The organism is Staphylococcus edaphicus (genome assembly GCF_002614725.1).
GTDB classification, from domain to species: Bacteria; Bacillota; Bacilli; order Staphylococcales; family Staphylococcaceae; genus Staphylococcus; species Staphylococcus edaphicus.
In genome coordinates this window covers 25,998-51,653 of the sequence record NZ_MRZN01000017.1, presented here as the reverse complement: position 1 = coordinate 51,653, position 25,656 = coordinate 25,998, and the positions used below count along the sequence as shown (strand labels likewise).

Sequence of the window (25,656 nt, the reverse complement as noted above, 5' to 3'; positions counted from 1 at the left end):
TAATCATGTTTAGTGCATAACTTTTTAACACCAAACGAATGAAATTGTTCGGTCGTTATGATTTATATCTTTAATGACTTGAACATCTATCGTTGGGAACTTTGTCACAATGCGTTGCTTTATGGCTTGTCCTTGGTTGTAACCAATTTCAAACACAACTTTAGCATTTGGTAATAACACATCTGGCAGATGTTCTAAAATTTTATCATAGACAGCATACCCATTATTCTCGGCAAATAATGCACTATGAGGCTCATAATTCAACACCGACTCATCCATTTGCACCACATCTTTATCGTCAATATATGGTGGATTTGAAATAAGTCCATTCACCTTAATTCCACGTTCAATGAGTGGCATCAATGTATCTCCTTGCAAAAAATTAATTTCTACTTGATGACTTGTTGCATTCGTCTTAGCTACAGATAATGCTGAATCATATAAATCTGTAGCGTAAACATCTAATGACGGTTCCATTTTTTTTAATGTTATTGGTATATTTCCACTGCCAGTACCAATATCTACAATGCAATCCCCAGCATTGATTTGGTTATAAAAATGGAGCATAACCTCTTCTGTTTCTGGTCTCGGAATCAGGCAATGTTTATTTACCTTAAAAACCTCTCCGTAAAATGACTGTCTACCAACAATGTATTGTATCGGTTCATAATTAAGCATTCTTTGTGTTGCTTCTTCAAATAAGGTTTCATGTTGTACTGTAACTTCGTCATCCATATGCATTAAGTAATCCGCTTTTGACCAATTAAATAAATCCATCATCAGCCATTCTGCCCGTGTCGATTCAATCTCTTGTTTACTACACTTTACTTTGGCTTGATTTAATAAAGTTTTATAATTCACCATTATTTAATTCTTTCAACTTGTCCGTTTGTTCGGCTAATGTTAATGCATCTATAATCTCGTCTAATTTGCCTTCCATTATTTGGTCTAACTTTTGTAATGTTAAACCAATACGGTGATCCGTCACACGACTTTGTGGGTAGTTATATGTTCTGATACGCTCTGAACGATCACCCGTTCCGACTGCTGATTTACGTTGGGCTGCATATTTTTGTTGCTCTTCTTGTAATTTCATATCAAATAAACGCGCTTTTAATACTTTGAGTGCTTTTTCACGGTTTTGAATCTGTGATTTTTCTGAAGATGTCGCAATAACACCTGTTGGGATATGTGTAATACGGACTGCTGAGTCTGTTGTATTAACATGCTGACCTCCCGCGCCACTTGAGCGGTATGTGTCAACTTTTAAGTCTTCATTACGAACTTCTATTTCAACATCTTCTACCTCAGGAAGTACCGCAACTGTAGCAGTTGATGTATGAATACGTCCACCTGACTCAGTTTCAGGAACACGTTGCACTCGATGTGCACCGTTCTCATATTTTAATTTACTAAAAGCGCCATTACCAGAGACTGAGAAACTAATTTCTTTATACCCGCCATGGTCGCTTTCTGTAACTTCTACAATGTCTGTTTTATAATTTAATGCTTCAGCATACTTAGAATACATTCTAAACAAATCACCTGCAAAAATTGCGGCTTCATCTCCACCTGCTGCAGCGCGAATTTCCACAATTACATCCTTGTCATCATTTGGATCTTTAGGAATCAGTAAGAATTTAAGTTCTTCTTCTAGTTTAGGCACCTTATTTTGAAGTGTTTGATGTTCATCTTTTAACATCTCAATTTCTTCACTATCTTTTGTATCTTGTAACATCTCTTCCACTTCTGAAATATCTTCTTTTGTTTGTTTATAATCTCGGTATACCTCTACCGTTTTTTGTAACTCTGCTTGTTCTTTCGAATATTCACGTAAATTATCTGGGTTACTTACAACATCAGGATCGCTCAATAATTCATTTAATTGCTCATATCTTTCCTCTACAATGTCTAATTGATCAAACACTACATTTCCTCCTTCTTAATGTTACTTGGCGCTACAATATGATGTGCTCTACATCGCGGTTCATAACTTTCATTTGCACCAACTAATATTACTGGATCATCTATTTTTGCTGGATTGCCATCAATTAACCTTTGAGTACGGCTTGACGACGCACCACAAACTGCACAGACCGCTTGAAGTTTAGTTACATCCTCACTAACTGCCATCATTTTGGGCATTGGTTCGAAAGGCTCTCCTCTAAAATCCATATCTAGACCAGCAGTAATGACTCTATGTCCTTTTTCGGCTAATCGTTCGGCTATATGTACAATACCATCTTCAAAAAATTGTACTTCATCTATACCAATGACTTCCACTTCTGATAAATTGTGTTTTAATATCTCTGCTGCTGTTGAAATATTTATTGCTTCTATAGCATTACCATTATGAGAAACAATCTTATCTTTATGATAGCGGTCATCTATAGCTGGTTTAAATACAACAACATTTTGTTTAGCATAAAGTCCTCGTCTTAAACGACGGATAAGTTCTTCAGATTTGCCACTAAACATACTTCCAGTAATACATTCAATCCACCCGGAATGATAAGTTTCATACATTATGCGTTCCACCTTTTTCAAAACATAATCGATTCATTATATCATATTTTCTACATTGAAATAGGATATATTTTCAAGTTATTAAGTTAATTTATGCATGTGATTACGAACAATAAACGGGACAACAATCAACGCCTAAAAATGATAATCGTGTTCAAATTTAAAAATGATTCATGCATCAGTGTCTTAATTTAAACCAACTTGTATGTAAATTCTAATTTCTCATAAAGACATTATAAATTCACTTCAATACATTTGTTCACAAAATCATTCTATATTTTATCTAATTAACAAATTTATAGTTGTTTTGAAAACAAAAAGGCATTCTCATTAAATGAGAATGCCTTTTGCCAACAATTATTCGTTGCTTGATTTGAATCCGAATTTTTTGTTGAAACGTTCCACACGACCATCCGCAGCAGCGAATTTTTGACGTCCTGTGTAGAATGGATGTGAATCAGATGAAATGTCTAAACGAATAACTGGGTATTCGTTTCCATCTTCCCATTCCATTGTCTCTGATGAAGTTTTAGTTGAACCACTTAAGAATTTAAAATCTGTAGTAGTATCTAAAAAGATAACATTGTGATATTCAGGATGAATATTTTGTCTCATTATTTTCAGCTCCTTTGCCCTGAACCATCTGGAACAGAGTTTTTTGTGAGTTTTTTACCCAATACTTGATAATTATAATGTCTTTAAATATAAAACGCAACCCTAAATCTAATATTGCTTATGATATCTATTGGTACTTTTCAAATTAAATGATAGGCTTACCTGTTTTCGTGCTTTCCTTAGCAGCTTTTTGTAACTGTTCAAAGAATTCTTGATTATTGTCCGTTCGTTTGAGTTTACGAACAAACCTTTCTGTAAAATCAGTTGAGTCCGTAAACATGTTACGTAATTGCCATAAAGATTCTAAATCTTTTGGATTGATCAATAATTCTTCTTTACGTGTTGAACTGCGTCCAATGTCGATTGCCGGGAATACACGACGTTCAGCTAACTTACGATCTAAATGTAACTCCATATTACCAGTACCTTTGAATTCTTCGTATATCATATCATCCATGCGTGAACCAGTATCAACTAAAGCTGTTGCTAGTATAGTCATACTGCCTCCTGCTTCGATATTTCTAGCTGCACCAAAGAATGCTTTCGGTTTGTGTAAAGATGCTGGATCTAAACCACCAGATAGCGTGCGACCACTTGGTGGAATAACAAGGTTATAAGCTCGAGCTAACCGAGTTATAGAATCCATTAATATAATGACATCCTTACCAACTTCTACTAGACGTTTAGCACGTTCAAGCAGTAATTCCGCAACTTTGACATGATGCTGAGGTGGCTCATCAAACGTAGAGTGAACTACTTCTGCCGATTCCACTGATCTCTCTATATCTGTAACCTCTTCAGGTCGTTCCCCAACTAGTAATACGAATAATTCTGCATCAGGTTTATTCGTTGCAATCGCATTCGCAATTTCTTTAAGTAGAGATGTTTTCCCTGCTTTTGGTGGCGCAACGATAAGACCACGCTGTCCTAATCCAATTGGCGTTATTAAATCCATAATACGTGTTGAAAAATTATGTTTCGTAGTTTCCAACACAATACGTTCTTCTGGATATAACGGCGTTAATGCTTGGAAATGGGGACGTTTTTTAACTTCTTCTGCATTCTCATCATTGACAAAATCAACTTGTAATAAACCATAGTACTTTTCATTATCCTTAGGCTTTCTTACTTTACCCGTCACTTTATCGCCACGTTTTATTTCAAAACGACGAATTTGACTGGCAGAAATATAAATATCTTTTTCTCCCTTAGAATAATTAACTGTTCGTAAAAAACCATAACCATCTTGTTGGATATCATCTAAAATACCTTCCATATAATAGTTACCATCTTTTTCCATTTGCGCTTCCATGATCGCAAGAACAAGTTCTTTTTTATTCAATTTACTATAGTTTGTTAATTTTAGAGATTTTGCTTTTTGAGTGAGATCTTTTGTAGTGTAATTTTTGTATAACTCGTGGAACGATTCATACTGAGGTGATGTCCGTACTTTATCAGGCATTATCTTGCACCCATTTCATAAATAAGTTTTTTAAATAACGTAGTAACTACGCTACTACTTTTATAACTATAGCAAATTTCCTATTTAATTACAAAATGTATTTCTATTTATAAAATATAAAAAAGCAAGGCAATATCATCGCCTTGCTTCCATTAAATATATTAGTTTAATTATTATTTGTAGTATCCTGCAATAGATTTAACTTCTAGGAATTCTTCAATTCCGTAATCGCCCCACTCACGGCCTAAACCTGATTGTTTATAACCACCGAATGGTAAGTCGGGTTTGCGTCCGGCTTCGTTAATTTCAACAGTACCAGCTTCAATTGAACGTGCTACTTTATGAAGTTTATCTTTATCACTACCATAAACGTAACCAGCTAAACCATATTTTGTATCATTTGCAATTTTAATAGCTTCATCTAAATCATTATATGCAATTACAGACATAACTGGTCCAAATATTTCTTCTTGGGCGATTGTCATACTGTTATCTACATTATTGAAAATAGTTGGTCTCGCAAAATAACCTTTATCTAATCCTTCAGGTTTACCAGGTCCACCATATAATAATTCGGCACCTTCTTCTATACCTTTATCAATATAATTTTGAACTTGGTCAAATTGTTTTTTACTTATAATTGGACCAACTTGTGTACCTTCTTCTCTAGGATTACCTACTTTAACTTGGCTGAATTTTTCTTTCACTGCTGTTAAAAAATCTTCTTTCATGCTCACTGGTACAATTGTTCTTGTACCTGCTGTACATACTTGCCCAGTATTAAATACAACTTTATTAGCTGCTGCACTTGCTGCACCATCAATATCAGCATCATCTAAGATAATATATGGTGATTTACCACCTAATTCTAGTGAAACTTTTTTGAAATCATCAGCGGCTTTTTTCATAATGCTTGAACCTGTTGGACCAGAACCAGTAAATGACATCATTCTTACTTTAGGATGTTCACTTAAAGGATTACCTACGCCTTGTCCGTCACCATTCACTAAGTTAAATACGCCTTTTGGTACACCAACTTTATCAAAAATTTCTGCCAATATAATAGCAGCAAATGGTGTTTCTTCTGAAGGTTTTAATACGACTGGACTACCTGCAGCAAATGCCGCTGCTAATTTTAATGCTGTTTGATTTGTTGGGAAGTTCCAAGGCGTAATTAATCCTGATACACCAATTGCTTCTTTAACAACTAAATCATCACCACGACGTTCTTCAAATTGAAAATCTTTTAACGCATCACGTGCTGCTTCAAAATGATCTAAGCCCATTTGATAATGAACATTTTCAGCAACTGATAACGGAGCGCCTAACTCATCAGTAATAGCTTGAATTAAGTCTTCTTTTCTATTTTTATATTCTTGTACGATTTTATCTAATAATGCTTGTCTTTCTTCTACTGAACTGTGTCTATACTCTAAATATACGTTGTCAGCTGCTTCTACAGCTTTATCTACATCTTCTTTGTTACCTTTAGCAATGACACCCGCTACTTCTTCTGTTGCAGGATTAATAACTTCAAGTGTTTCTCCACTTGTACTTTCAACCCATTCTCCGTTGATATATTGTTTAGTGAAATTTCTCATCAATAATTCACTCCTTATCTTGTGTTGATAGTATTATTCTAACCTAGATTTTATTTTTTTAAACATAAGTGCTCACGCTGAATCTCAACAAACGTTGTTATAAAACGTTTTCTATTCATTTTACACATTTTTTTAAATGGCTAACATACGCATACAAAACTTATTGTATTGTGCTAAATTGCTTCGTTTTTATATAGATTTGAATGATACAAAAAAAGACTAAGACACAAGCATGTCTTAGTCTTTCATATCAAAATATCAACCCAAAAATATAAAAAGCCCTTCGTTAAACGCAAAAAATCACTAAAATGTTCATGAATGCCAATGAGTCTCGATATTTTCTAACCTATGTGAAGTAAGAAAAATATCTTTATACATTTTGAACATTAATTATTCTTTAGTATTCGCATGCGCTTGATTTTCGAGTTCAATATATTCTTGAGCCCATTTTTCCATCGGCACCAACGCTGTTGCTAAAGCATCACCTTTATCTGTTAGCTGGTAAAGAATATTCATAGGGCTCGTAGAAATGACTTTCTTTTCAACCAGCCCCCATTCACTTAGGTCTGTTAACTTTATACTAAGCGCACGCGGCGTGATTGTTTTTAAATCACGTTTCATATCTGAAAAGTGTGCAGATTTTTCCGTGCATCTAGATAAATAATTAATAATTAGACCATTCCAGCTTCTACCTACTATTTTAAAGGTTTCTTCTAGATAAGGGCAAACCTCCATGGTCATCACCTCAATATCGATATTATTCTATTGTCTTTTATACTAAGTACTCTTTAATTACTAAGTATATTTAGTATACCACATTTTTTAAACTTCTTCAGTCCAAATGTCTGCACCAAGAGATTTTAAAGTACTAACGATATTAGTATAACCACGATAAATATGTTTTACATTATAAATTGTCGTAACACCCTCTGCTAGTAGTCCAGCAACAATAAGACAAGCGCCCGCACGTAAATCACTTGCATAAACTTCTGCGCCAGTTAACGTAGAAGGTTTAATAGTCGCTGTACCATCATCTACTGAAATATTTGCGCCCATATTTTTCAATTCATCTACATGTCTGAACCTTGCTGGGTAAATCGTTTCAGTAACAAACGACACACCATCAGCCATAAATAACAATGGCGTGATAGGTTGTTGTAAGTCTGTAGCAAATCCAGGGTATACAAGCGTCTTGATATCTACACTTGAATAAGGTGTACTACGTTTTATTATGGCACTATCATCGCCTACTTTAATATCTACACCCAGCTCTTTTAATTTTACTGTTAAAGGTTCTACATGTGTTGGAATAATATTATTAATCGTTATATCGTCACCACACGCTGCTGCAATACACATATATGTGCCGGCTTCAATTCTATCCGGAATGACTTGATGATGAGAACCATGTAGATGCTCCACACCATTAATTTTAATTGTACTTGTTCCAGCACCTTTAATATCCGCACCTAAGCTAGATAAGAAATTAGCTACATCTACTACTTCAGGTTCTTTTGCAGCATTTTCAATTACAGTATGGCCTTCAGCACGCACTGCTGCAAGCATAATATTAATAGTTGCACCAACACTAACTATATCTAAGAAGATATTAGCCCCTGTTAATTTATCCGCTTCAATCTTCATTGAAGTAGAACTTGATTCATCAATTTTAGCACCTAAAGCTTTAAAACCTTTGATATGCTGGTCTATTGGTCGTGGCCCTAATGGACAGCCACCTGGCAAACCAATGACGCATTTTTTAAATCTGCCTAACATGGCACCCATCATATAATATGACGCACGTAAGGATTCAACTTTATTATTAGGTAGTGGCGCATTTTCAATTTCATTTGGATCCACATTTAATGTCATGCCATCTAACTCAGTCTTAATATTTAAATCTCCAAGTAAACTAACTAATGTTTCTACATCAGAGATTTCTGGAAGGCCTTCAATCGTCACTTTATCTTCAGCCAAAATTGCCGCTGGTATAATTGCTACTGCACTATTTTTAGCACCGTGGTTGTTCACTTCACCTTTAAGTGTTTGACCACCTCTAATTTTAATCACTTCTTGAGCCATTCGTATGTTCTCCTTTGCCTTTCAATCAATATTTCTCTTCCACTACATCATTGCATTATAAATTAATTTATTACTGTTTGCAAAGCGCGTCTGTTTGTTCAAACTTATTTCAAATAGAATAAAGTCTCATCTCATGAATATAAATTTTTACTATTAATTTAATTCCCACTATTTTGGGATTCAAATCATAATTATTAAGACTTATTATGATTTGAATCTTTACTTTATTACACTGCTTGCTAAAGCTCAACAAATTATAACATAAAAAAAAGAGAGCGGGACAGAAACCAAAAAAATTTGATTTCGTCGTCTCGCCCCCATAAGGTTGATACATAATTACTAAAGTTTCACTGACTATGTGACAACTTTAAATATGACCGTTTTACATATATAAAAGCTAGCTTATTTTGCTTTATTAGATGTACCAAACTCTTTGATTTTACCAATAACAGTTGCTTTAATTGCTTCACGTGCAGGTCCTAAATATTTACGTGGATCGTACATTTCTTTGTCATTTTCTAAAGCTTCACGAACTGCTTTAGCTGAAGCAATTTGGTTTTCAGTGTTTACATTAATTTTAGCAGTACCGAATGGAATTGCTTTTTGAATGTCTTTCGTTGGGATACCAGTACCACCATGTAATACTAATGGTAGTCCAGTAGAAGCACCAATTTCTTCCATTTCTTTAAATCCTAATTTAGGTTCACCTTTATATGGTCCGTGTACTGAACCTAATGCCGGAGCTAATGTGTCGATACCAGTTTTTTCAACAAGTTCTTGACATTCTTTAGGATCAGCGTAAATTACGCCGTCAGCAACGACATCATCTTCTTGCCCGCCAACAGTACCTAATTCAGCTTCAACTGAAACACCATGTTCATGAGCGTATTCCACAACTTTAGAAGTAATTTCAACGTTATCTTCAAATGAACCATGTGAAGCGTCAATCATTACTGATGTAAAACCAGCATCAATCGCTTCTTTACATTTTTCAAAACTTGATCCGTGATCTAAGTGAATAGCAACTGGAACAGTAATTTCTTTATCGTGCATTAAACCTTCAACCATTTTAACAACTGTGTAGAAACCACCCATATAACGAGCAGCTCCCTCAGATACACCTAAGATTACTGGCGCATTTTCTTCTTGAGAAGCTTCTAAAATTGCTTGTGTAAATTCTAAGTTATTAAGGTTATATTGACCTACTGCGTAACCATTTTCTTTTGCATCTATTAACATTTCTTTCATTGAAACTAAAGGCATGAAAGTTCCTCCTTGGTGCTTTAAGCACATATTTTTACAATCTAATTATATCAAAGTCAAATGCCTTTTGCATGCTTCAATATAATTGTAAGCGTTTTTATTTCATGTTTTTTATTATAGTCGAACAAAAAACACTGTAAATGCTAACTTTTACTATCCACTAAACCATAAGTCATTCGGGATAAATATAAACCATAAACGAAAAAGACACACATATTGGCCTCATACTTTACATACGGCTCTAATACATGTGTCTATAGAATTATTTAGATTGCTGTTGTTTCAAAGAAGCTTCTATAAATGCTTTGAATATTGGCTGTGGGCGATTCGGTCTTGATAAAAATTCTGGGTGGAATTGACATGCAACGAAAAAATCATTACTTGGAATTTCTACCATTTCTACTAGACGGCCATCCGGACTTGTTCCAGAAAATACCATACCATTCGCTTCAAGTTGCGCTCTATATTCGTTATTAAATTCATAACGATGACGGTGTCTTTCTTCAATTTCAGTTTCATTATAAATTGAATTAGCTAACGTGTCTGCTTTAATATGACAAGGATATAAACCTAGACGTAGTGTACCACCTAAGTCTTCAATATCCTTTTGTTCTGGTAGCAAGTCAATGATTGGGTGAGGTGTATTAGGATCTAATTCTGCAGAATGCGCCCCATCTAGACCAATAACATTTCTTGCAAATTCTACAGTAGCTAACTGCATACCTAAACAAATACCGAAATAAGGCACATTATGTTCACGCGCAAATTTAATTGCCGATATTTTACCTTCACTCGCACGGAATCCAAATCCACCTGGAACTAAAATACCATCTACATCTGCTAAAATTTCAGCAACATTTTCATCTGTTACCTCACTTGAATCAATCCATTTAACATCGATATCTTTTTTGAAAGGATACCCAGCATGTTTTAGTGATTCGACAACTGATAAGTATGCGTCTTGTAGACTTACATATTTGCCTACCAAACCAATCGTTATCTTACCATCTAAATTATTAACAGTATCTAATAAATATTGCCATTCATCTAGTTGTGTTTCATATTTTGGATTCAATTCTAATCGTTTGATAACGATATCATCCATATCCTGCTTACTTAATTGTAAAGGAATTTCATATAATGATTCAGCATCACGACATTCAATAACACTTGCTTTATCAATGTCACAAAATAATGCAATTTTATCTTTTAAATCTTGAGTTAATTCATATTCTGTTCTAACAACAATTAAATCCGGCTGAATACCAAGGCCGCGCAATTCTTTAACGCTATGTTGTGTTGGTTTTGTCTTCATTTCTCCTGCTGCCTTTATATATGGGAGTAATGTACAGTGGACATACATCACATTTTCACGTCCTAAATCACTACGAATTTGTCTGATCGCTTCGATAAAGGGCAATGACTCTATATCACCTGTTGTACCACCAATTTCAGTAATAACAACGTCTGCATTCGTGCTTTCTCCTGCTAGTAATAAACGTTCTTTAATTTCGTTCGTAATATGCGGTATCACTTGAACCGTACCACCTAAATAATCACCACGACGCTCTTTCTTTAAGACATGTGAATAGACTTTTCCTGCTGTAACATTTGAATATTTATTTAAATTAATATCAATAAATCTTTCATAATGCCCTAGGTCCAAGTCCGTTTCAGCGCCATCATCGGTAACAAATACTTCACCATGTTGATATGGACTCATTGTACCTGGATCTACATTTAAGTATGGATCGAACTTTTGAATCGTTACTTTCAATCCTCTATCTTTTAATAATCTTCCTAAAGATGCCGCTGTAATACCTTTACCTAGTGAAGAAACGACCCCACCAGTTACAAAAATAAACTTTGTCATGTTCTGCCTCCTATGATTAAAACAGTATTTTCTTTCAATACCTGTGATTAGCAATAATTTTCTTATTTATTGATTATTTTATTTTGTGATTCAACTTGTTTACATATTTAAGTTCTCACCAAATATATATCAAATGTCGTAACAAATGCTTTTCGAATTATAAATTATTATAAAACTTATAAAGTAATTAAAATAAAAAAATCGCTCCCTCTCACATGGTTGTAAGGGGGAGCGTATAAGATTTATACACGTCGTCCTAATTAAAGGAGCCCGAATAAAATTTTATCATGTTCACGAAAAAAGTCAATTAAATCTAAAAGAATTATTTTTCGGTTTCTTCTTCGTCTTCAAATTCTTCGTCTTCATCTTCTTCATCTAAATCTTCATCATCTTCATCAATAACAATTTCTGTTTCGTTAAGATCTTCATCCACATCATCTTCTTCTGGATCTTCTGGGTCATTTAAAGTTTCTTGGTCGTCTGTAACTGCTGGGATATCATCGTCGTCATCAGCATCGTCTTCACCAAGTAATTTTAAGTTTTTATCTTCTTCATCATCATCGTCCAAAATATCAAATTTTTGTATCGTAGGCGCGATTTTCTCTTCGATATCAGCTACTGAATACCAATCACGTAATCCCCAGATGTTTTCTCCAACATTTAAAAAACGACCGTCTGTATTTAAATCTGTATAAAATTGAACAATTCTATTTTCAATTTCATCATCTTTATAATGACCAAGTGCTTTAAATTCATCAATGATATCGTACAAGTTCATTGTGTCATTTTTTTCATTCAATAATGTATAAGCCATATCGATAAATGATTTCTCATCAACCATTTCTTTTGTGTAATCTTGAATTCTCATAATTTATTCTTCCTTTCAAAGGCATTTATCCAAACCAGTACTAAGTTTAACATAAGTAATAATAACAAATGTAAATTATAAATGACAATCCCTGATTTCGCAATCGCATTTAGTAATTTATATATTTTTCAAAGACAATATAATCATCAGCAGCATCAATTTCAACGAAATTACTATTGATGCATAATGGTTTTAATTCATTATTCTCACCATACAATGTTATTGACAATAACTTTACACCATCGAAATGTTTTCGTACATAGGTAGATAATTGTCTTAATGCACTTTCGGCAATCCCACGATGTCGCTCTTCTTTATTCACTTCGACTGAAGAAATATTCATGCGATCTTCATGTCTTTCTATAGCAATAAACCCTACCTTATTTGCATCTTTAATTAAATCTATCATATGGATATTAAAAGGTTGCTCGTCTGTATTAGACTTTAATTTTAAGGAAGACACGTGCTTAGTGTCTAAATCAAGATAATATAACCTTTCTTTACCAATTGGACCTTCTTCTTTTGTAGCAGCATGCATAAACCCTGCACGTTCGTAAACATTCCATGCCCCTTTATTTTCAGCGTCAACAACTAAATATAAATGATTAAAATTTGGAAAAAGTGTTTGTACATATTCAGGAAGGAACATCATCATTTTAGTTCCGAAACCATATCCTTGAAAAGCTTCGTTGACCGATAAGGATCTCACATATATGACTTGATTTGGTGTGTCATAACCCTCATGTTGATAATACTGATGCAAAACAAAGAAACCAATAACTTCACCGGCTTCATTGAGTGCAATGTTGGCCACCCTATTTTCGTCATTTATCGCGTCGTCCAATACATCTTTGGGCAATGAAGAATATATTTGTTGTCTTTCACTTAATTTAAAATCATATAATGATTGTTTGTATTTCTCTTCATAAACTTGTACCGTGATATTTTCAAAATTTTTCTTAATTAACATTTTTTATCCCCTATTATAACGTAGTAATTACTTATTCATACCACTTGTTCATCAAATTTAATCTATAATTCACTAACTAATTTATTTCAAATTGGACTTCACTTGACCAGATATTGCACCTAAAAACGATTTCTCTAGTAGCATATGATGTTCCCCTTATAGACTCATAGACATTGTGATGCACTTCTAAATTGTCAAAAGTGAGTATGACATTCGTATTGTCATTGCGCCGTCTCGACCATACGTGCTTGAAATATGTAACACTATGGTTTCATTGATATGCAATGCTATATACAACAAATGACCTTTTGTTTTATTCAACATTTTCTCTTTCTACCAAATGCTTGATTAAAAAATCAACTGCTTCTCTCACATCTTTTACTTCAACATATGAACTTAATTATATAATATGCTTTCGTCCCCCTATAAATTCGTGTTTGATTTTCCTTCATTTTATTATACTATAAGTAATAATGGAAATTATATTAGGAGGAATACAGATGAAGATAGGCATCGATGCTGGTGGTACACTCATAAAAATTGTTCAAGAAAAGGAAGGCAAAAGAACATATAACACGAAGTTAACTACTGAGATTGAAGAAGTCATTCAATGGCTTAACCAACAAGAATGTCATAACATTAGTCTTACTGGTGGACAAGCTGCGGTCATTAATGAAAAATTAAATTGCAAATCACGTGTATTTGTTGAATTCGATGCTGCCGCTAAAGGTCTAGAAATTCTTTTAGAAGAACAAGGTCACTTCTTAGATAACTATATTTTCACCAATGTTGGTACTGGTTCTTCACTTCATTTTTCAAATGGCAAAGAACAAAAGCGTGTTGGTGGTATTGGAACTGGTGGCGGTATGATACAAGGTCTTGGTTACTTACTGACAGGTATTAATGATTATAAACAATTAACGGATACTGCTCAAAATGGCAATCGTGATATCATTGATTTAAAAGTTAAACATATTTATAAAGATAGTGAACCTCCCATTTCTGGAGATTTAACCGCTGCTAACTTTGGTAATGTGCTACATAATTTAGATAAGTCGTTTACAGACGCTGATAAACTAGCTTCTGCTATTGCAGTTGTCGGGGAAGTCATTACAACGATGTCAATTACCGTAGCTAGAGAATATAACACTAAAAATGTTGCCTATATCGGTTCTTCTTTCCACAACAATGATTTACTAAAAGACGTCGTCAAAGATTACACTATACTTCGTGGCTACAAACCCTATTACATTAAACACGGTGCTTTTTCTGGTGCTTTAGGTTCTATACACTTATAAGTCTTAGTTCAATCGATGTAAAATGGTAAACCCTACCTCAATGAATTGATTATGGTAAATTGGACATATTTTTAAAGCGAGGCCAAGACATAGGATTATGTCTTGGCCTCGCTTCGTAAATAAATTATAGACAATTGGATGATTCATCTGAAAATGGTAGTGTTTATCTCGCTGTTCCACTTCAATTAAACGAGAAATATCACTTAACCTTAGCAACATGTTTTTATTAACAAAAGCAATGACTGCTTCATAGTAATATAAATGTGTATCTTTCAAATATCAATCAATACATAAATCTTAATTGCTAACCCAATATTTACTTTATTTAAAATGTGAGTTGGTCGATTACTTTTTGAGCAGGTACAACTGTACCAACTACACCTGATTTCAGGTCAATTGCTACTGCATGGTCGTCATCACGTAAGATGTCTAACCATTCAGCAAATACTTCACCTTCAATTTCAATAATTTCACATTCTTCAAAATCTTGATCTCTTACTTTTTCAGCTCTATTTCTAATACTCCAAACAGGCATTATATGCGGTTTCTGATGTGCTTCATCGCTAATCATAATAAATTGTTTCTCATTTTTATTTGTTAAACCAAATACAGCATCTTCTTTAGCAACATCTTTTACAAATTCTTTTAATCGAATATTATCTAAATCAGACATCAATTCGTTTGACGCTGCAACAATACGAACAATCTCACCATCTTTATGAGAAGTAGGATTCATTAATACTTCATCGTCTTCATCGAAAATATCATCTATTTCATAAGTTACAAAACGGTCAATATCAACCGTTTTAATTTTGTCATATTCAATATTTTCTTTACTCAAATAACTTTCCGCAGTTGCTACGTCTGTCCATGCACACACTACATTTTTTTCAGATACTTCTTGTCTAATCATACGCTTTGATTTTGTTGCGATATAAAAAACTTCATTAATTAAAATATCTTGAAAAAATGAACTTTCTTTATAAGACATATTTACACCTTCAATTCATTTGTAATAATTTCTCATATTTAAAATATAAATGACTGTATGTTTCTAGTCAAACAACGCATGCTAATTATAGTTTTTAAAAAGCCTACGACACACAAAATTGTATCATAGGCAAATTTCATATTTTTTATTATGATGCATCTTAAATTATTTTCATATGGCAAACATATTATAGCATTAACATATGTCTATTGTTATCATTACCTATATCTTAGTTGCCCTGTAAATCTTTTAAAAATTGTTGTTCCAATGCATCGACGGTTTCTTTACTTTCAGCGTGCCATATACAGCCAAATCTAGATTGAACTGTCTCGTTTTCAAACCAACTTCCATCATAATATGAAAGAGGAAATAACACGCCTTTACGCACATATTTCAAAATTGTTGTGAAAAAATGCTCATTATCACAAGGCGAAATATAACTATAGAATTTATGATAGCCATCTTGAAGTAAAGGCTCTAATAGCAACATACTCGTCGACCCATTTTGTCTGAAATTTAAATCAATGGCAAATACATCCTCATTATCATCTAGTAATAAATCAAAGCCTGCTACGCCAAAATAACCTTTAGATACACCTATTTCCATGATTTCTCTACCGGCTTGAATGACATGCTCTGGTACATCGGACGCATTTTGATTACCACTATAATAACCATAAGCATCGGTGAGTTGTTTAGAAGTTCCTATATATCGTATGCCTTCATTTTCAGAATAAGCAAATTGGACACAATAATTCGCCTTTGCTTCAACCTTTTGCTCAATAATTATCGTATCTGTTTCCGATTTTGCATTAGCGATACGTATTTTTGCTTTCGCCAAATCTTCTTCAGTGTAACAAATCATAACACCATAACCACCAGCAGTTGGTAAATCATCGCCTGGTTTTAATACAAATGGAAACTCCCATAAAGATACTGCCGCTTCAAAATCCTCGATTTTTACCACTTCTCGCCTCGGAAGAAATTTATTATTCGTCCACTCGGGAATACGTGCCTTATTATTTAAAGCAACAAAAATGTCTTTATCTAGGGCATAATAATCTTTCGTTAAAATGTCTTCTCCATGAATATATTGAAAATAAATTTTCTTCTGCTGTTCTTGTGCTAATTTTTTTAACGTTTGTTCATAGCTTTGTTGATCATTAAACTGAATAATATTCGTTGGCATACGTTGACCTACCGTTTCAAATAATCGTTTCAATTTATCAGTGACACTTGCTTCATGAACAATCACTGGCATATGATTAGCAATAATAAGCTCTCTACCCGTTAAAAAATTAGACTGATGCTCCTCAGGTTCCAACCATGGATTCGATACATAGGATGGTCTAGAAGTGTAGACAACACTGGAATCATACAGATCACTAAGTGTTAATTTCGGTCTTTGAGCCCTTTGTTTAGTCATTTTTTATGCCCCTTTATAAATTGATGTTGCTCAACAATTTCATCAAACAACGCTTGGTTAGTTATTAATTCTAATCCCATTAAAGAAAGAATTTTAGCACCTCTAATTAATGCTTGATCGCCGTGTGTGCTTGCTGCTGCCTCTCTAAACCTATGTGTATGACCAACTAAATTACGTGATCCAATTTTAATATGCGGATGTATTGTTGGCACAATATGACTTACATTACCCGTATCAGTTGAGCCATAACCGAAATCATCATCAATCACAGCCTCACCCATTTCAGTTGCATATTTAGCAAACAAATCATCTAATTTAGAAGATTTTATAAATTCATTTACACCATTTTGAATTGGTCCAAATTCATAATCACATCCTGTTTGTAATGCTGCACCTTTAGCAATCTGTCCAACTCGTTCAGTTAAAACATCTAACTCTTGTCGACTTGTTGCTCTAGTGTAAAATCTTGCATGCGTAAAATCAGGTATAATGTTCGCTGCTTGACCACCATCTAATATAACGCCATGAACACGCTGACTACGCTTTATATGCTGACGCAATTGTGCAACACCATTAAAATACGAAATCATAGCGTCAAGTGCATTTTTTGCCTCATCTGCATTTTCAGATGCATGTGCACTTTTCCCATAAAATTTAACATCTAAAACATCCACTGCTAAAGTATCGATTGTTCTGTATGTCTCATTACCTGGATGAACCATTAATGCAATATCTAGGTCATCAATAACGCCTTCTTTAACATACGTCGCTTTTGCACTGCCATTTTCTCCACCTTCTTCTGCAGGACAACCCAATACAATTACTTTACCACCTATTTTATTGATTACTTGCTTTAGTGCTATACCAGCAAATGTACTCGCTGTACCGATAATGTTATGACCACATGCATGACCCAGTCCTGGAAGTGCGTCATATTCAGCTAAAAAGCCTATCGTTGGGCCTACTTGCCCTGAATCATAATTTGCAATAAAGCCTGTCGCATGACCCGCAATATTTGTTTCAACTTCAAATCCATGTTGCGCTAATGTTTCTGTCAACATTCTTGATGCAAATATCTCCTCATTACCTAATTCTGGTCTTTGATGAATTTGGTGACTCATTTCTAAATATTTATATTTTTCATTTTCTATATAGTCTAATATACTTTGTTTATTTTCCATAATTAAACATGGCCTCCTAAATTACTTGGCATTATGCTTATAATCCATCTATAAAATAAATCAAATGCAATAAGTAATTTATTATATAACACAACATATGATTCATAATGCACAAAACACGATTTAATTATTACTTATTCTATCGGGTTTATTGGAATCTGTCATTCATTTTTCTGAAATTTATAAAAATAATTTTCATAAGCCTTTATACCACATTTCAAAAATTGTAAATCCCTTATTGTCTTGTTACAATTGAAATAAGTTAAATATTAGGAGGACATACCATGCCAAAAATGAACGTAGAAAGTTTTAATTTGGATCATACAATCGTTTCAGCACCTTTTGTGAGATTAGCAGGTAAAATGGAAGGCGCTAACGGCGATGTAATTCATAAATATGATATTCGCTTTAAACAACCAAACAAAGAACATATGGATATGCCTGGCTTACACTCATTAGAACATTTAATGGCAGAAAACATCAGAAATCATTCGGATAAAGTTGTTGATATTAGTCCGATGGGGTGTCAAACAGGGTTTTACGTTTCATTCATCAACCATAATGACTACGAAGATGTGCTAAATATTATAGAAAGCACAATTAATGATGTATTAAACGCTACAGAAGTGCCTGCTTGTAATGAAGTACAATGTGGTTGGGCTGCTAGCCATTCGTTAGAAGGCGCAAAAGAAATAGCACAAACATTCATTGATAAAAAAGCAGAATGGCATGATATTTATGGTGAAGCTAAATAATTTTAGAGCAATACCTTGCTATTTAATATAAAAAAACAAATAAGAGCGCACATGCATATAAACAACTGCATGCGCGCTCTTATTTTGATTTACTCAATTATAACTTTTTAATTAATTTGATTATCACAAATTGCAAAGGTATACGTCCATATAAAATCCATTTAGGTAATTGTTTACCCGCTAATGGTATTTGTTTACGAGCCATATAGATATTTGCTGGTAACACTGCCCATAAAAATGCAATCATTGTATTCTTTTGACTATTTGTAGGTTTTTTAATCAATAAAATAGCGCCAAACACGAGTTCAATTATACCAGTGATTAGAACAGCCGCTTTTCTAAACGGTAAATATGCTGGTACAATCTTCCTGAATTGTGCTTCATCTTTAAAATGGAGTATACCTGCAACGCTAAATACAATGCCAAATAGTATTCTTAACTTAGTCATTACTTTTCAACACCCATTTCTTTTAAATAACTTTTACCAAATTCAGGCATTTCCACACCGAAATTGTCTGCAATCGTTGCGCCTAATGAACTAAATGTGTTGTCTACGGACAACTCATGATATTCCGATACTTTAGGACTAAACATAAGTACAGGAATATATTCTCTAGTGTGATCTGTGCCCTCTGCTGTAGGATCATTACCGTGATCTGCTGTAATAATAACCAAGTCATCTTCTTTTAAATGACTTATAAGTTCAGGCAATCGTTCATCAAATTCTTTAATTGCTTGCGCATACCCTGGTTTATCACGACGATGACCATATAGTGCATCGAAATCTACCAGATTTAAAAAACTCAAACCATTAAAGTCACGTTGCACAGTTTCAATTAATTTATCCATACCGTCCATATTGTCTTTCGTACGGATTGATTCTGTAACACCTTCACCATCAAATATATCGTTAATTTTACCTAGTGCAATGACATCATATCCACTATCTTTCAAGGAATTCATCACTGTTCTGCCAAAAGGTTTTAATGCATAGTCATGTCTATTAGATGTTCTCTTAAACGAGCCAGGCTCCCCAATATAAGGTCTAGCAATAATTCTACCTATTAAATACTTTGGATCTTTTGTAAGTTCTCTGACTTTTTCGCAAATATCATATAATTCTTCTAAGGGAATAATATCTTCATGGGCAGCAATTTGGAGTACAGGATCAGCAGAAGTATAAATGATGAGATCACCTGTCTTCATTTGATGTTCTCCCCATTCATCAATGATTTGTGTGCCAGATGCTGGGCGATTAGCTACAACTCTACGTCCAGTCAATGATTCGATTTCCTTAACTAGCTCTTCCGGGAAACCTTCTGGATAAACTTTAAATGGTTGCATAATATTTAATCCCATGATTTCCCAATGTCCTGTCATAGTATCTTTACCGACGGAAGCTTCACTCATTTTTGTATAAAAAGCTTGAGGTTGTGATTCTTTTTCGACAACTGGAAGAGGTTCAATATTACCTAAGCCTAATTTCTGCAAATTGGGTAATGACTGTTCAAACCCATCGAGTGTATGTTTTAAAGTATGACTGCCTTCATCATTAAAAGCTTTTGCATCAGGGCCCTCTCCAATACCAACTGAGTCCATTACAATTAAATGAACACGTTTAAATGGTGTAGTCATAATATTCCTCTCCTATTCAGTAATTATTTTATGAATCAATGTAGGCTCGTCACCATGTTCACTAATCGTTATGCTTTGTAATAATTTTTCTTTCACATTATCAATTTGAACCTGATTACTATGGATTGTTAATAAAGCATCCCCTTTATTGACTTTGTCTCCTACTTTTTTATGCAATACGAGACCTACACTTAAATCGATATCGTCTTCTTTGGTTTGTCTACCTGCTCCTAGCATCATAGATGCAACGCCTACTTCATTTGCAATAATTTCAGTTACGTAACCTGAACTTTGTGCCGGTAACTCAATCTGATATTTAGCTTGTGGCAATTTAGATACATCCTCCACTACAGAACCGTCGCCATCTTGATTTTCTAAAAATGTTCTGAAACTTTCTAAGGCTGTACCATCCTGAATTGCTTGTTCCAGCATGCTACGTGCTTCAGCAAGATCTTTGGCTTTACCACCTACAACGACCATCTGTGAACCTAACGTCAACACTAACTCAGTCAAGTCTTCTGGACCATTTCCCTGTAATGTTTCTATCGCTTCTTTAACTTCTAAGGCATTACCGATAGCATTACCAAGTGGTTGACCCATATCTGAAATAATTGCCATTGTATTTCTACCGACATTATTACCAATACGGACCATCGCATGTGCTAGTGCCTCTGCATCTTCCAATGTTTTCATAAATGCCCCGTTACCCGTTTTAACATCTAATACAATAGCATCTGCACCAGCTGCAATTTTTTTACTCATGATAGATGATGCAATTAAAGGAATCGAATTGACTGTTCCAGTAACATCGCGCAGTCCGTACAATTTTTTATCCGCGGGAGTTAGATTCCCAGTTTGACCAATGACAGCGACTTTTGCTTCATTGACTAGCTTAACAAATTTATCTTCAGTTATTTCAACATGAAAACCTTCAACAGATTCAAGTTTATCTATCGTACCGCCTGTGTGACCTAGTCCACGACCACTCATTTTAGCTACTGGAACACCCACTGCAGCAACTAGTGGCGCAAGTACTAACGTTGTAGTGTCTCCTACACCGCCCGTCGAATGCTTATCCACTTTAATTCCATTGATATTAGATAAATCAATGACGTCACCTGAGTTAACCATCGCCATAGTCAATGCAGCACGTTCGTCATCATTCATATCTTGAAAATAAATCGCCATTGCCAAACTAGATACTTGATAATCTGGAATATCACCTTTTGTATAGCCAGCGATAAAATAGTCAATTTCTTGTGTTGTCAGTGCTTGACCATCACGTTTCTTTTCAATAATATCTACCATTCTCATATGAGTTGGCCTCCCCTAATCTTCAAATAAAAGCTTAAATTTAGTTCATAAAATTATCGATGATTGCTTAATAGTCAGAATTTGTTTCTAAACCTTGAATAATTTGAACTCCGGCACTCGCACCAATACGTGTTGCCCCTGCTTCAAGCATTTGATTAAAGTCTTCAAGATTTCTAACACCACCAGAAGCTTTTACTTCTAATGCATCTCCAACTGTATCTTTCATTAACTTAACATCTTCTGGTGTTGCACCACCGCCAGCAAATCCTGTTGATGTCTTCACAAAGTCAGCACCAGCTGCTTTACTTAATTCACTCGCTTTCACTTTTTCTGCATCTGTTAATAAACATGTTTCAATAATAACTTTTACTGTCTTACCATTCGCTGCTCCTACAACACCTTCGATATCCTTTTGAACATCTTCGAAGCGGCCATCTTTTAATGCACCTATATTAATTACCATATCTATTTCAGAAGCACCTTTATTTATTGCATCTTCTGTTTCAAACATTTTAGTTTCAGTAGTTGCAGCACCTAATGGAAATCCAATTACAGTACAAACTAATACATCCGAATCTTTAAGTTGTTCTGCAGCATATTTTACATGTGTTGGATTAATACAAACTGATTTAAAATTAAACGCCTTTGCTTCCTCGATAATTTTATCTATTTGATCTCTCGTAGACTCAGGTTTAAGTAATGTGTGGTCTATATATTTTGCATAATTCATATGAAATCCTCCTATTTTTCGTTTATAATAAATATGATGTTTTTATCCACTAATAATTATATAGCAAAATAAAATCATATGTATATAAACATTCTCTATATACCTCTATACTACAAAAATTCGCATAAATAATAAACAAATGTTATCTTTAATTTGATAAAGTATTTAAAGGAGAAGATGATTATGACAAAAGCAACACCTCATATTCAACCTAATGGAAAGAAAATCGCTAAAACAGTATTAATGCCAGGAGATCCACTTCGTGCAAAATACATTGCTGATAACTATTTAGAAAATGTTGAACAATTTAATGAAGTACGTAACATGTTTGGCTATACTGGTACCTATAATGGTAAAGAAGTATCTGTAATGGGATCTGGCATGGGTGTGCCAAGTATTGGCATCTATTCATATGAATTGTATAATTTTTTCGATGTAGACACGATTATCCGTATTGGATCATGTGGCGCATTACAAGAAAATGTAAACCTATATGATGTTATTATTGCACAAGGTGCCTCTACTAATTCTAGTTATGTTGAGCAATACAACATTCCTGGTCATTACGCACCGTTAGCAGATTTTGAACTAATTCTAAAAGCGAAACAAAAAGCAGATGACATAGGAGCTAAAACACATGTTGGTAATATCTTATCTTCTGATACTTTCTATAATGCTGATGACTCATTCAATGAAAAATGGCAGCGCATGGGTATCTTAGGTATTGAAATGGAATCCGCAGCATTATATTTAAATGCCACATACGCTAATAAAAAAGCTTTAGGTATATTTACTGTAAGTGATCATATCTTACGTGATGAAGCGACAACCGCTGAAGAACGTCAAAATTCCTTCACACAAATGATGGAAATTGCATTAGAAATAGCTGAGTAATTGACCTAAAAAATAAGAACCCAATACTTAAATATTTGTCAAAGAAAACTAGACCGGGACATAATTTAATGTCCCGGTCTAGTTTTTCTATTTGTATGAAATTGATTATTTTATCTACCTAAATATGATTTCAACATCCAATTATGTTTATCGATGTTTGTTTGCATACCGATGAACATATCTTCTGTTACATCATCATCTGCATTTGATGCAACTTCAATCGCTTCTTCTAATTGTTTAGATACATTGTCAAAGTCTTGTGAAAGTTCTTCAACCATTTCTTCAGCTTTATACCCTTTACCAGCTTCTTTAATAATTGAAATTTCTAAACTCTCTTTTAGCGTTGCAACTGGGTTGCCGCCAGCAGCTAAAATACGCTCTGCTAAATCATCAATATATTGGCTTGCTTCATCATATAGTTCTTCAAATTTAGTGTGTAGTGAGAAGAAATTAGGCCCTTTTACATACCAATGAAAATTGTGTAATTTGGTGAATGCTACTGTCCAGTTTGCTACTTGTTGATTTAATACTTTTACTACTTCTTCATTACTTTTTGCCATGTAAAATCTCTCCTTTAAATTTCAAATATTATCATTAAATGACAACACAAATCTTCTTTACATTAATTATTATATTATAATGATTATAATCTGTAAAGAGGTTTCTTATTTTAAATTAGAATTATTTTAATTTAGGTTATCATTTGCCGATACACCTATATTATAACAAATCAGCCTATACTTCTTCTAGGTCTTTTCTGTGTGGCATTGCACCCTGTGCGCCTAAACCTGTCACTGAAAAACTGCCTGCCAAATTAGCAAAATTCACTGCCTCTTCCAGTGATTTATTTTCAATTAGAGCAACTGCTAATGCACCATTAAATGTGTCTCCAGCGCCTGTAGTATCAACGACTTCTTTTTTATATCCTTCTATAAGTTGTTGAGAATCGCTATAAAATAAAGCCCCCTTGGCACCCTGTGTAATTATCAGCTTGCGCGGATATGTTTTAAGCGCTTCTTCTACTTGATGTTCAAATAGTAGTTCGCTTTCTGATTCATTCGGAGTAAGCCATGTCACTTTTTCAATTACATCTATATCCAATTTACGATAAGGTGCTGGATTTAAAATAATTTTCATGCCCTGTTTCTGTGCATATGTTACAACCGAACGAATCGTATCTTCAGGAATTTCGTGTTGTAACAGAATAATGTCACCTTCACTAAAATGTTCTAGTTTGGGTAATACTTTTTCTGGTGTAACGTAGTTATTGGCTGCGGGTACTACAATAATACGATTATCATCTTCAAACAATGTGATATGTGCTGTACCTGACTTTTCATTGTCAATGATATCCATGTATGATATATCTACATGATTCTGTTTCAAATTTTCCAAAATTTGTTTGCCATACGAATCATTCCCCACTGCACCTATCATATACACTTGATCACTTAAGCGTGCAGCAGCAACGGCTTGATTTGCCCCTTTACCGCCAGGCGTAGTAAAAAACGAATCACCCATTACTGTTTCTCCTGCTTCAGGTAATATTTTAGATTTTACAACTAAATCAATAGAAGCACTTCCAATTACTATAATTTTCTTCATGTTGTTTCCTCCGTGTTTTCGGTTAAAAATAAATTAGTCAATAAAAAATGATTGTTCATAAGCATTGGGTTTGTGCCAATGTGTTTTCCACATATGATTTCTATTATCTGCAAACAATTGGTAACCTAAATCTCTTATGCTATTTGGTACTAAGCGCAATAAGATACCTAACCATTTATAATTTGTCAGTGATGTAATCAGTGTTGCAATAGCATCCGATTTGTATTTCAAGCAATCACCTTCTTGCAAAATAACACTATCGTATTGTTGCGCTTCTGGATAATTTTCTAATAAGTTTTGTGCAACATCACCTTGTAATTTGGCAAATTGATAACGAGTAGAAAGCCCATGTTGAATCAACCAAATTGCATAGTTATAACAATAGACACAATTACCATCGTAATAAATTATTGGCATATACAACGCTCCTCTAATTAAATAATTAAACATTAATTATTATTCTATATTTGTTCTTAGTTCTATTATATCCTAATTTTAAGAAAATAAATCATATGTGTGCTTCACTTCACATAAACGTTGATTCTCACTTATATAATAAATATCATG

General features: G+C 34.0%; 25 protein-coding genes. 3 read left to right on the top strand and 22 right to left on the bottom strand.

The features are described from left to right. Nucleotides 1–24: 24 nt before the first annotated feature. From prmC to BTJ66_RS10115, 12 genes are all read right to left on the bottom strand, one after another. Nucleotides 25–864, bottom strand: a complete 840-nt coding sequence (prmC, locus tag BTJ66_RS10170; RefSeq protein ID WP_099090849.1) for a peptide chain release factor N(5)-glutamine methyltransferase — start codon at nucleotides 862–864, stop codon at nucleotides 25–27. Beyond that, nucleotides 851–1,927, bottom strand: a complete 1,077-nt coding sequence (gene prfA, locus BTJ66_RS10165; RefSeq protein WP_099090848.1) for a peptide chain release factor 1 — start codon at nucleotides 1,925–1,927, stop codon at nucleotides 851–853. Before prfA ends, prmC begins: the two co-directional genes overlap by 14 nt. Further along, on the bottom strand, nucleotides 1,927–2,526 hold the full coding sequence (locus BTJ66_RS10160) for a thymidine kinase (protein ID WP_099090847.1): 600 nt from the start codon (nucleotides 2,524–2,526) through the stop codon (nucleotides 1,927–1,929). The genes prfA and BTJ66_RS10160 overlap by 1 nt, the downstream gene beginning before the upstream one ends. A 357-nt stretch (nucleotides 2,527–2,883) precedes the next feature. Continuing rightward, nucleotides 2,884–3,141 (bottom strand): type B 50S ribosomal protein L31, encoded by a 258-nt coding sequence (locus BTJ66_RS10155; protein ID WP_002482711.1) that lies wholly within the window; start codon nucleotides 3,139–3,141, stop codon nucleotides 2,884–2,886. A gap of 145 nt (nucleotides 3,142–3,286) precedes the next feature. Then, nucleotides 3,287–4,603, bottom strand: coding sequence for a transcription termination factor Rho (gene rho, locus BTJ66_RS10150; RefSeq protein ID WP_099090846.1), 1,317 nt, complete (start codon nucleotides 4,601–4,603; stop codon nucleotides 3,287–3,289). A gap of 173 nt (nucleotides 4,604–4,776) precedes the next feature. Further along, entirely contained in the window at nucleotides 4,777–6,204 is a 1,428-nt protein-coding gene (locus BTJ66_RS10145; protein WP_099090845.1) for an aldehyde dehydrogenase family protein, read from the bottom strand. 390 nt (nucleotides 6,205–6,594) lie between these two features. Next, nucleotides 6,595–6,939 (bottom strand): winged helix-turn-helix transcriptional regulator, encoded by a 345-nt coding sequence (locus BTJ66_RS10140; RefSeq protein WP_099090844.1) that lies wholly within the window; start codon nucleotides 6,937–6,939, stop codon nucleotides 6,595–6,597. Nucleotides 6,940–7,026: 87 nt separating this feature from the next. Continuing rightward, nucleotides 7,027–8,286, bottom strand: coding sequence for a UDP-N-acetylglucosamine 1-carboxyvinyltransferase (locus BTJ66_RS10135; RefSeq protein ID WP_099090843.1), 1,260 nt, complete (start codon nucleotides 8,284–8,286; stop codon nucleotides 7,027–7,029). Nucleotides 8,287–8,688: 402 nt separating this feature from the next. Next, a complete protein-coding gene (gene fdaB, locus BTJ66_RS10130; RefSeq protein ID WP_099090842.1) occupies nucleotides 8,689–9,549 on the bottom strand; it encodes a class IIb fructose-bisphosphate aldolase FdaB in 861 nt (286 codons plus the stop codon). Between the two features lie 262 nt (nucleotides 9,550–9,811). Beyond that, nucleotides 9,812–11,422, bottom strand: coding sequence for a CTP synthase (locus BTJ66_RS10125; protein ID WP_099090841.1), 1,611 nt, complete (start codon nucleotides 11,420–11,422; stop codon nucleotides 9,812–9,814). 322 nt (nucleotides 11,423–11,744) lie between these two features. Continuing rightward, entirely contained in the window at nucleotides 11,745–12,290 is a 546-nt protein-coding gene (rpoE, locus tag BTJ66_RS10120; RefSeq protein WP_099090840.1) for a DNA-directed RNA polymerase subunit delta, read from the bottom strand. A gap of 109 nt (nucleotides 12,291–12,399) precedes the next feature. Further along, on the bottom strand, nucleotides 12,400–13,260 hold the full coding sequence (locus BTJ66_RS10115) for a GNAT family N-acetyltransferase (protein WP_099090839.1): 861 nt from the start codon (nucleotides 13,258–13,260) through the stop codon (nucleotides 12,400–12,402). A gap of 500 nt (nucleotides 13,261–13,760) precedes the next feature. Here BTJ66_RS10115 and coaW point away from each other — a divergent pair, with 500 nt between their 5' ends. Next, complete coding sequence (coaW, locus tag BTJ66_RS10105; RefSeq protein ID WP_099090838.1) at nucleotides 13,761–14,558, top strand: type II pantothenate kinase; 798 nt, start codon at nucleotides 13,761–13,763, stop codon at nucleotides 14,556–14,558. Nucleotides 14,559–14,883: 325 nt separating this feature from the next. Here coaW and BTJ66_RS10100 read toward each other — a convergent pair whose 3' ends face one another. The 3 genes from BTJ66_RS10100 to BTJ66_RS10090 form a co-directional block, all read right to left on the bottom strand. Next, nucleotides 14,884–15,549, bottom strand: a complete 666-nt coding sequence (locus BTJ66_RS10100; RefSeq protein ID WP_099090837.1) for a DUF2750 domain-containing protein — start codon at nucleotides 15,547–15,549, stop codon at nucleotides 14,884–14,886. 229 nt (nucleotides 15,550–15,778) lie between these two features. Then, nucleotides 15,779–16,975, bottom strand: coding sequence for an L-aspartate--L-methionine ligase LdmS (gene ldmS, locus BTJ66_RS10095; RefSeq protein ID WP_099090836.1), 1,197 nt, complete (start codon nucleotides 16,973–16,975; stop codon nucleotides 15,779–15,781). Next, on the bottom strand, nucleotides 16,972–18,156 hold the full coding sequence (locus tag BTJ66_RS10090) for a M20 family metallopeptidase (protein WP_099090835.1): 1,185 nt from the start codon (nucleotides 18,154–18,156) through the stop codon (nucleotides 16,972–16,974). The genes ldmS and BTJ66_RS10090 overlap by 4 nt, the downstream gene beginning before the upstream one ends. A gap of 284 nt (nucleotides 18,157–18,440) precedes the next feature. Between BTJ66_RS10090 and BTJ66_RS10085 the strand changes: the two genes are divergently transcribed. Further along, a complete protein-coding gene (locus BTJ66_RS10085) occupies nucleotides 18,441–18,911 on the top strand; it encodes an S-ribosylhomocysteine lyase (protein ID WP_099090834.1) in 471 nt (156 codons plus the stop codon). Between the two features lie 97 nt (nucleotides 18,912–19,008). Here BTJ66_RS10085 and BTJ66_RS10080 read toward each other — a convergent pair whose 3' ends face one another. The 4 genes from BTJ66_RS10080 to deoC form a co-directional block, all read right to left on the bottom strand. Beyond that, nucleotides 19,009–19,359: a DoxX family protein gene (locus BTJ66_RS10080; RefSeq protein ID WP_099090833.1), complete on the bottom strand. Its 351-nt coding sequence runs from the start codon at nucleotides 19,357–19,359 to the stop codon at nucleotides 19,009–19,011. Continuing rightward, nucleotides 19,359–20,546, bottom strand: a complete 1,188-nt coding sequence (gene deoB, locus BTJ66_RS10075) for a phosphopentomutase (protein ID WP_099090832.1) — start codon at nucleotides 20,544–20,546, stop codon at nucleotides 19,359–19,361. Before deoB ends, BTJ66_RS10080 begins: the two co-directional genes overlap by 1 nt. 12 nt (nucleotides 20,547–20,558) lie before the next feature. Beyond that, nucleotides 20,559–21,860, bottom strand: coding sequence for a pyrimidine-nucleoside phosphorylase (locus tag BTJ66_RS10070; protein WP_099090831.1), 1,302 nt, complete (start codon nucleotides 21,858–21,860; stop codon nucleotides 20,559–20,561). A 67-nt stretch (nucleotides 21,861–21,927) separates the two neighbouring features. Further along, nucleotides 21,928–22,590: a deoxyribose-phosphate aldolase gene (gene deoC / locus BTJ66_RS10065; protein WP_099090830.1), complete on the bottom strand. Its 663-nt coding sequence runs from the start codon at nucleotides 22,588–22,590 to the stop codon at nucleotides 21,928–21,930. Between the two features lie 183 nt (nucleotides 22,591–22,773). On the opposite strand from deoC, the gene deoD reads away from it, so the two are divergent. After that, nucleotides 22,774–23,484 carry a purine-nucleoside phosphorylase gene (gene deoD, locus BTJ66_RS10060; protein ID WP_099090829.1) on the top strand — a complete coding sequence of 237 codons (711 nt, stop codon included), beginning with the start codon at nucleotides 22,774–22,776 and terminating at the stop codon, nucleotides 23,482–23,484. Between the two features lie 110 nt (nucleotides 23,485–23,594). Here deoD and BTJ66_RS10055 read toward each other — a convergent pair whose 3' ends face one another. From BTJ66_RS10055 to BTJ66_RS10045, 3 genes are all read right to left on the bottom strand, one after another. Continuing rightward, entirely contained in the window at nucleotides 23,595–24,044 is a 450-nt protein-coding gene (locus BTJ66_RS10055) for a Dps family protein (RefSeq protein WP_099090828.1), read from the bottom strand. Between the two features lie 175 nt (nucleotides 24,045–24,219). Beyond that, a complete protein-coding gene (gene rbsK / locus BTJ66_RS10050) occupies nucleotides 24,220–25,089 on the bottom strand; it encodes a ribokinase (protein ID WP_099090827.1) in 870 nt (289 codons plus the stop codon). A gap of 33 nt (nucleotides 25,090–25,122) precedes the next feature. After that, complete coding sequence (locus BTJ66_RS10045) at nucleotides 25,123–25,506, bottom strand: thiol-disulfide oxidoreductase DCC family protein (protein WP_099090826.1); 384 nt, start codon at nucleotides 25,504–25,506, stop codon at nucleotides 25,123–25,125. Nucleotides 25,507–25,656 lie beyond the last annotated feature (150 nt).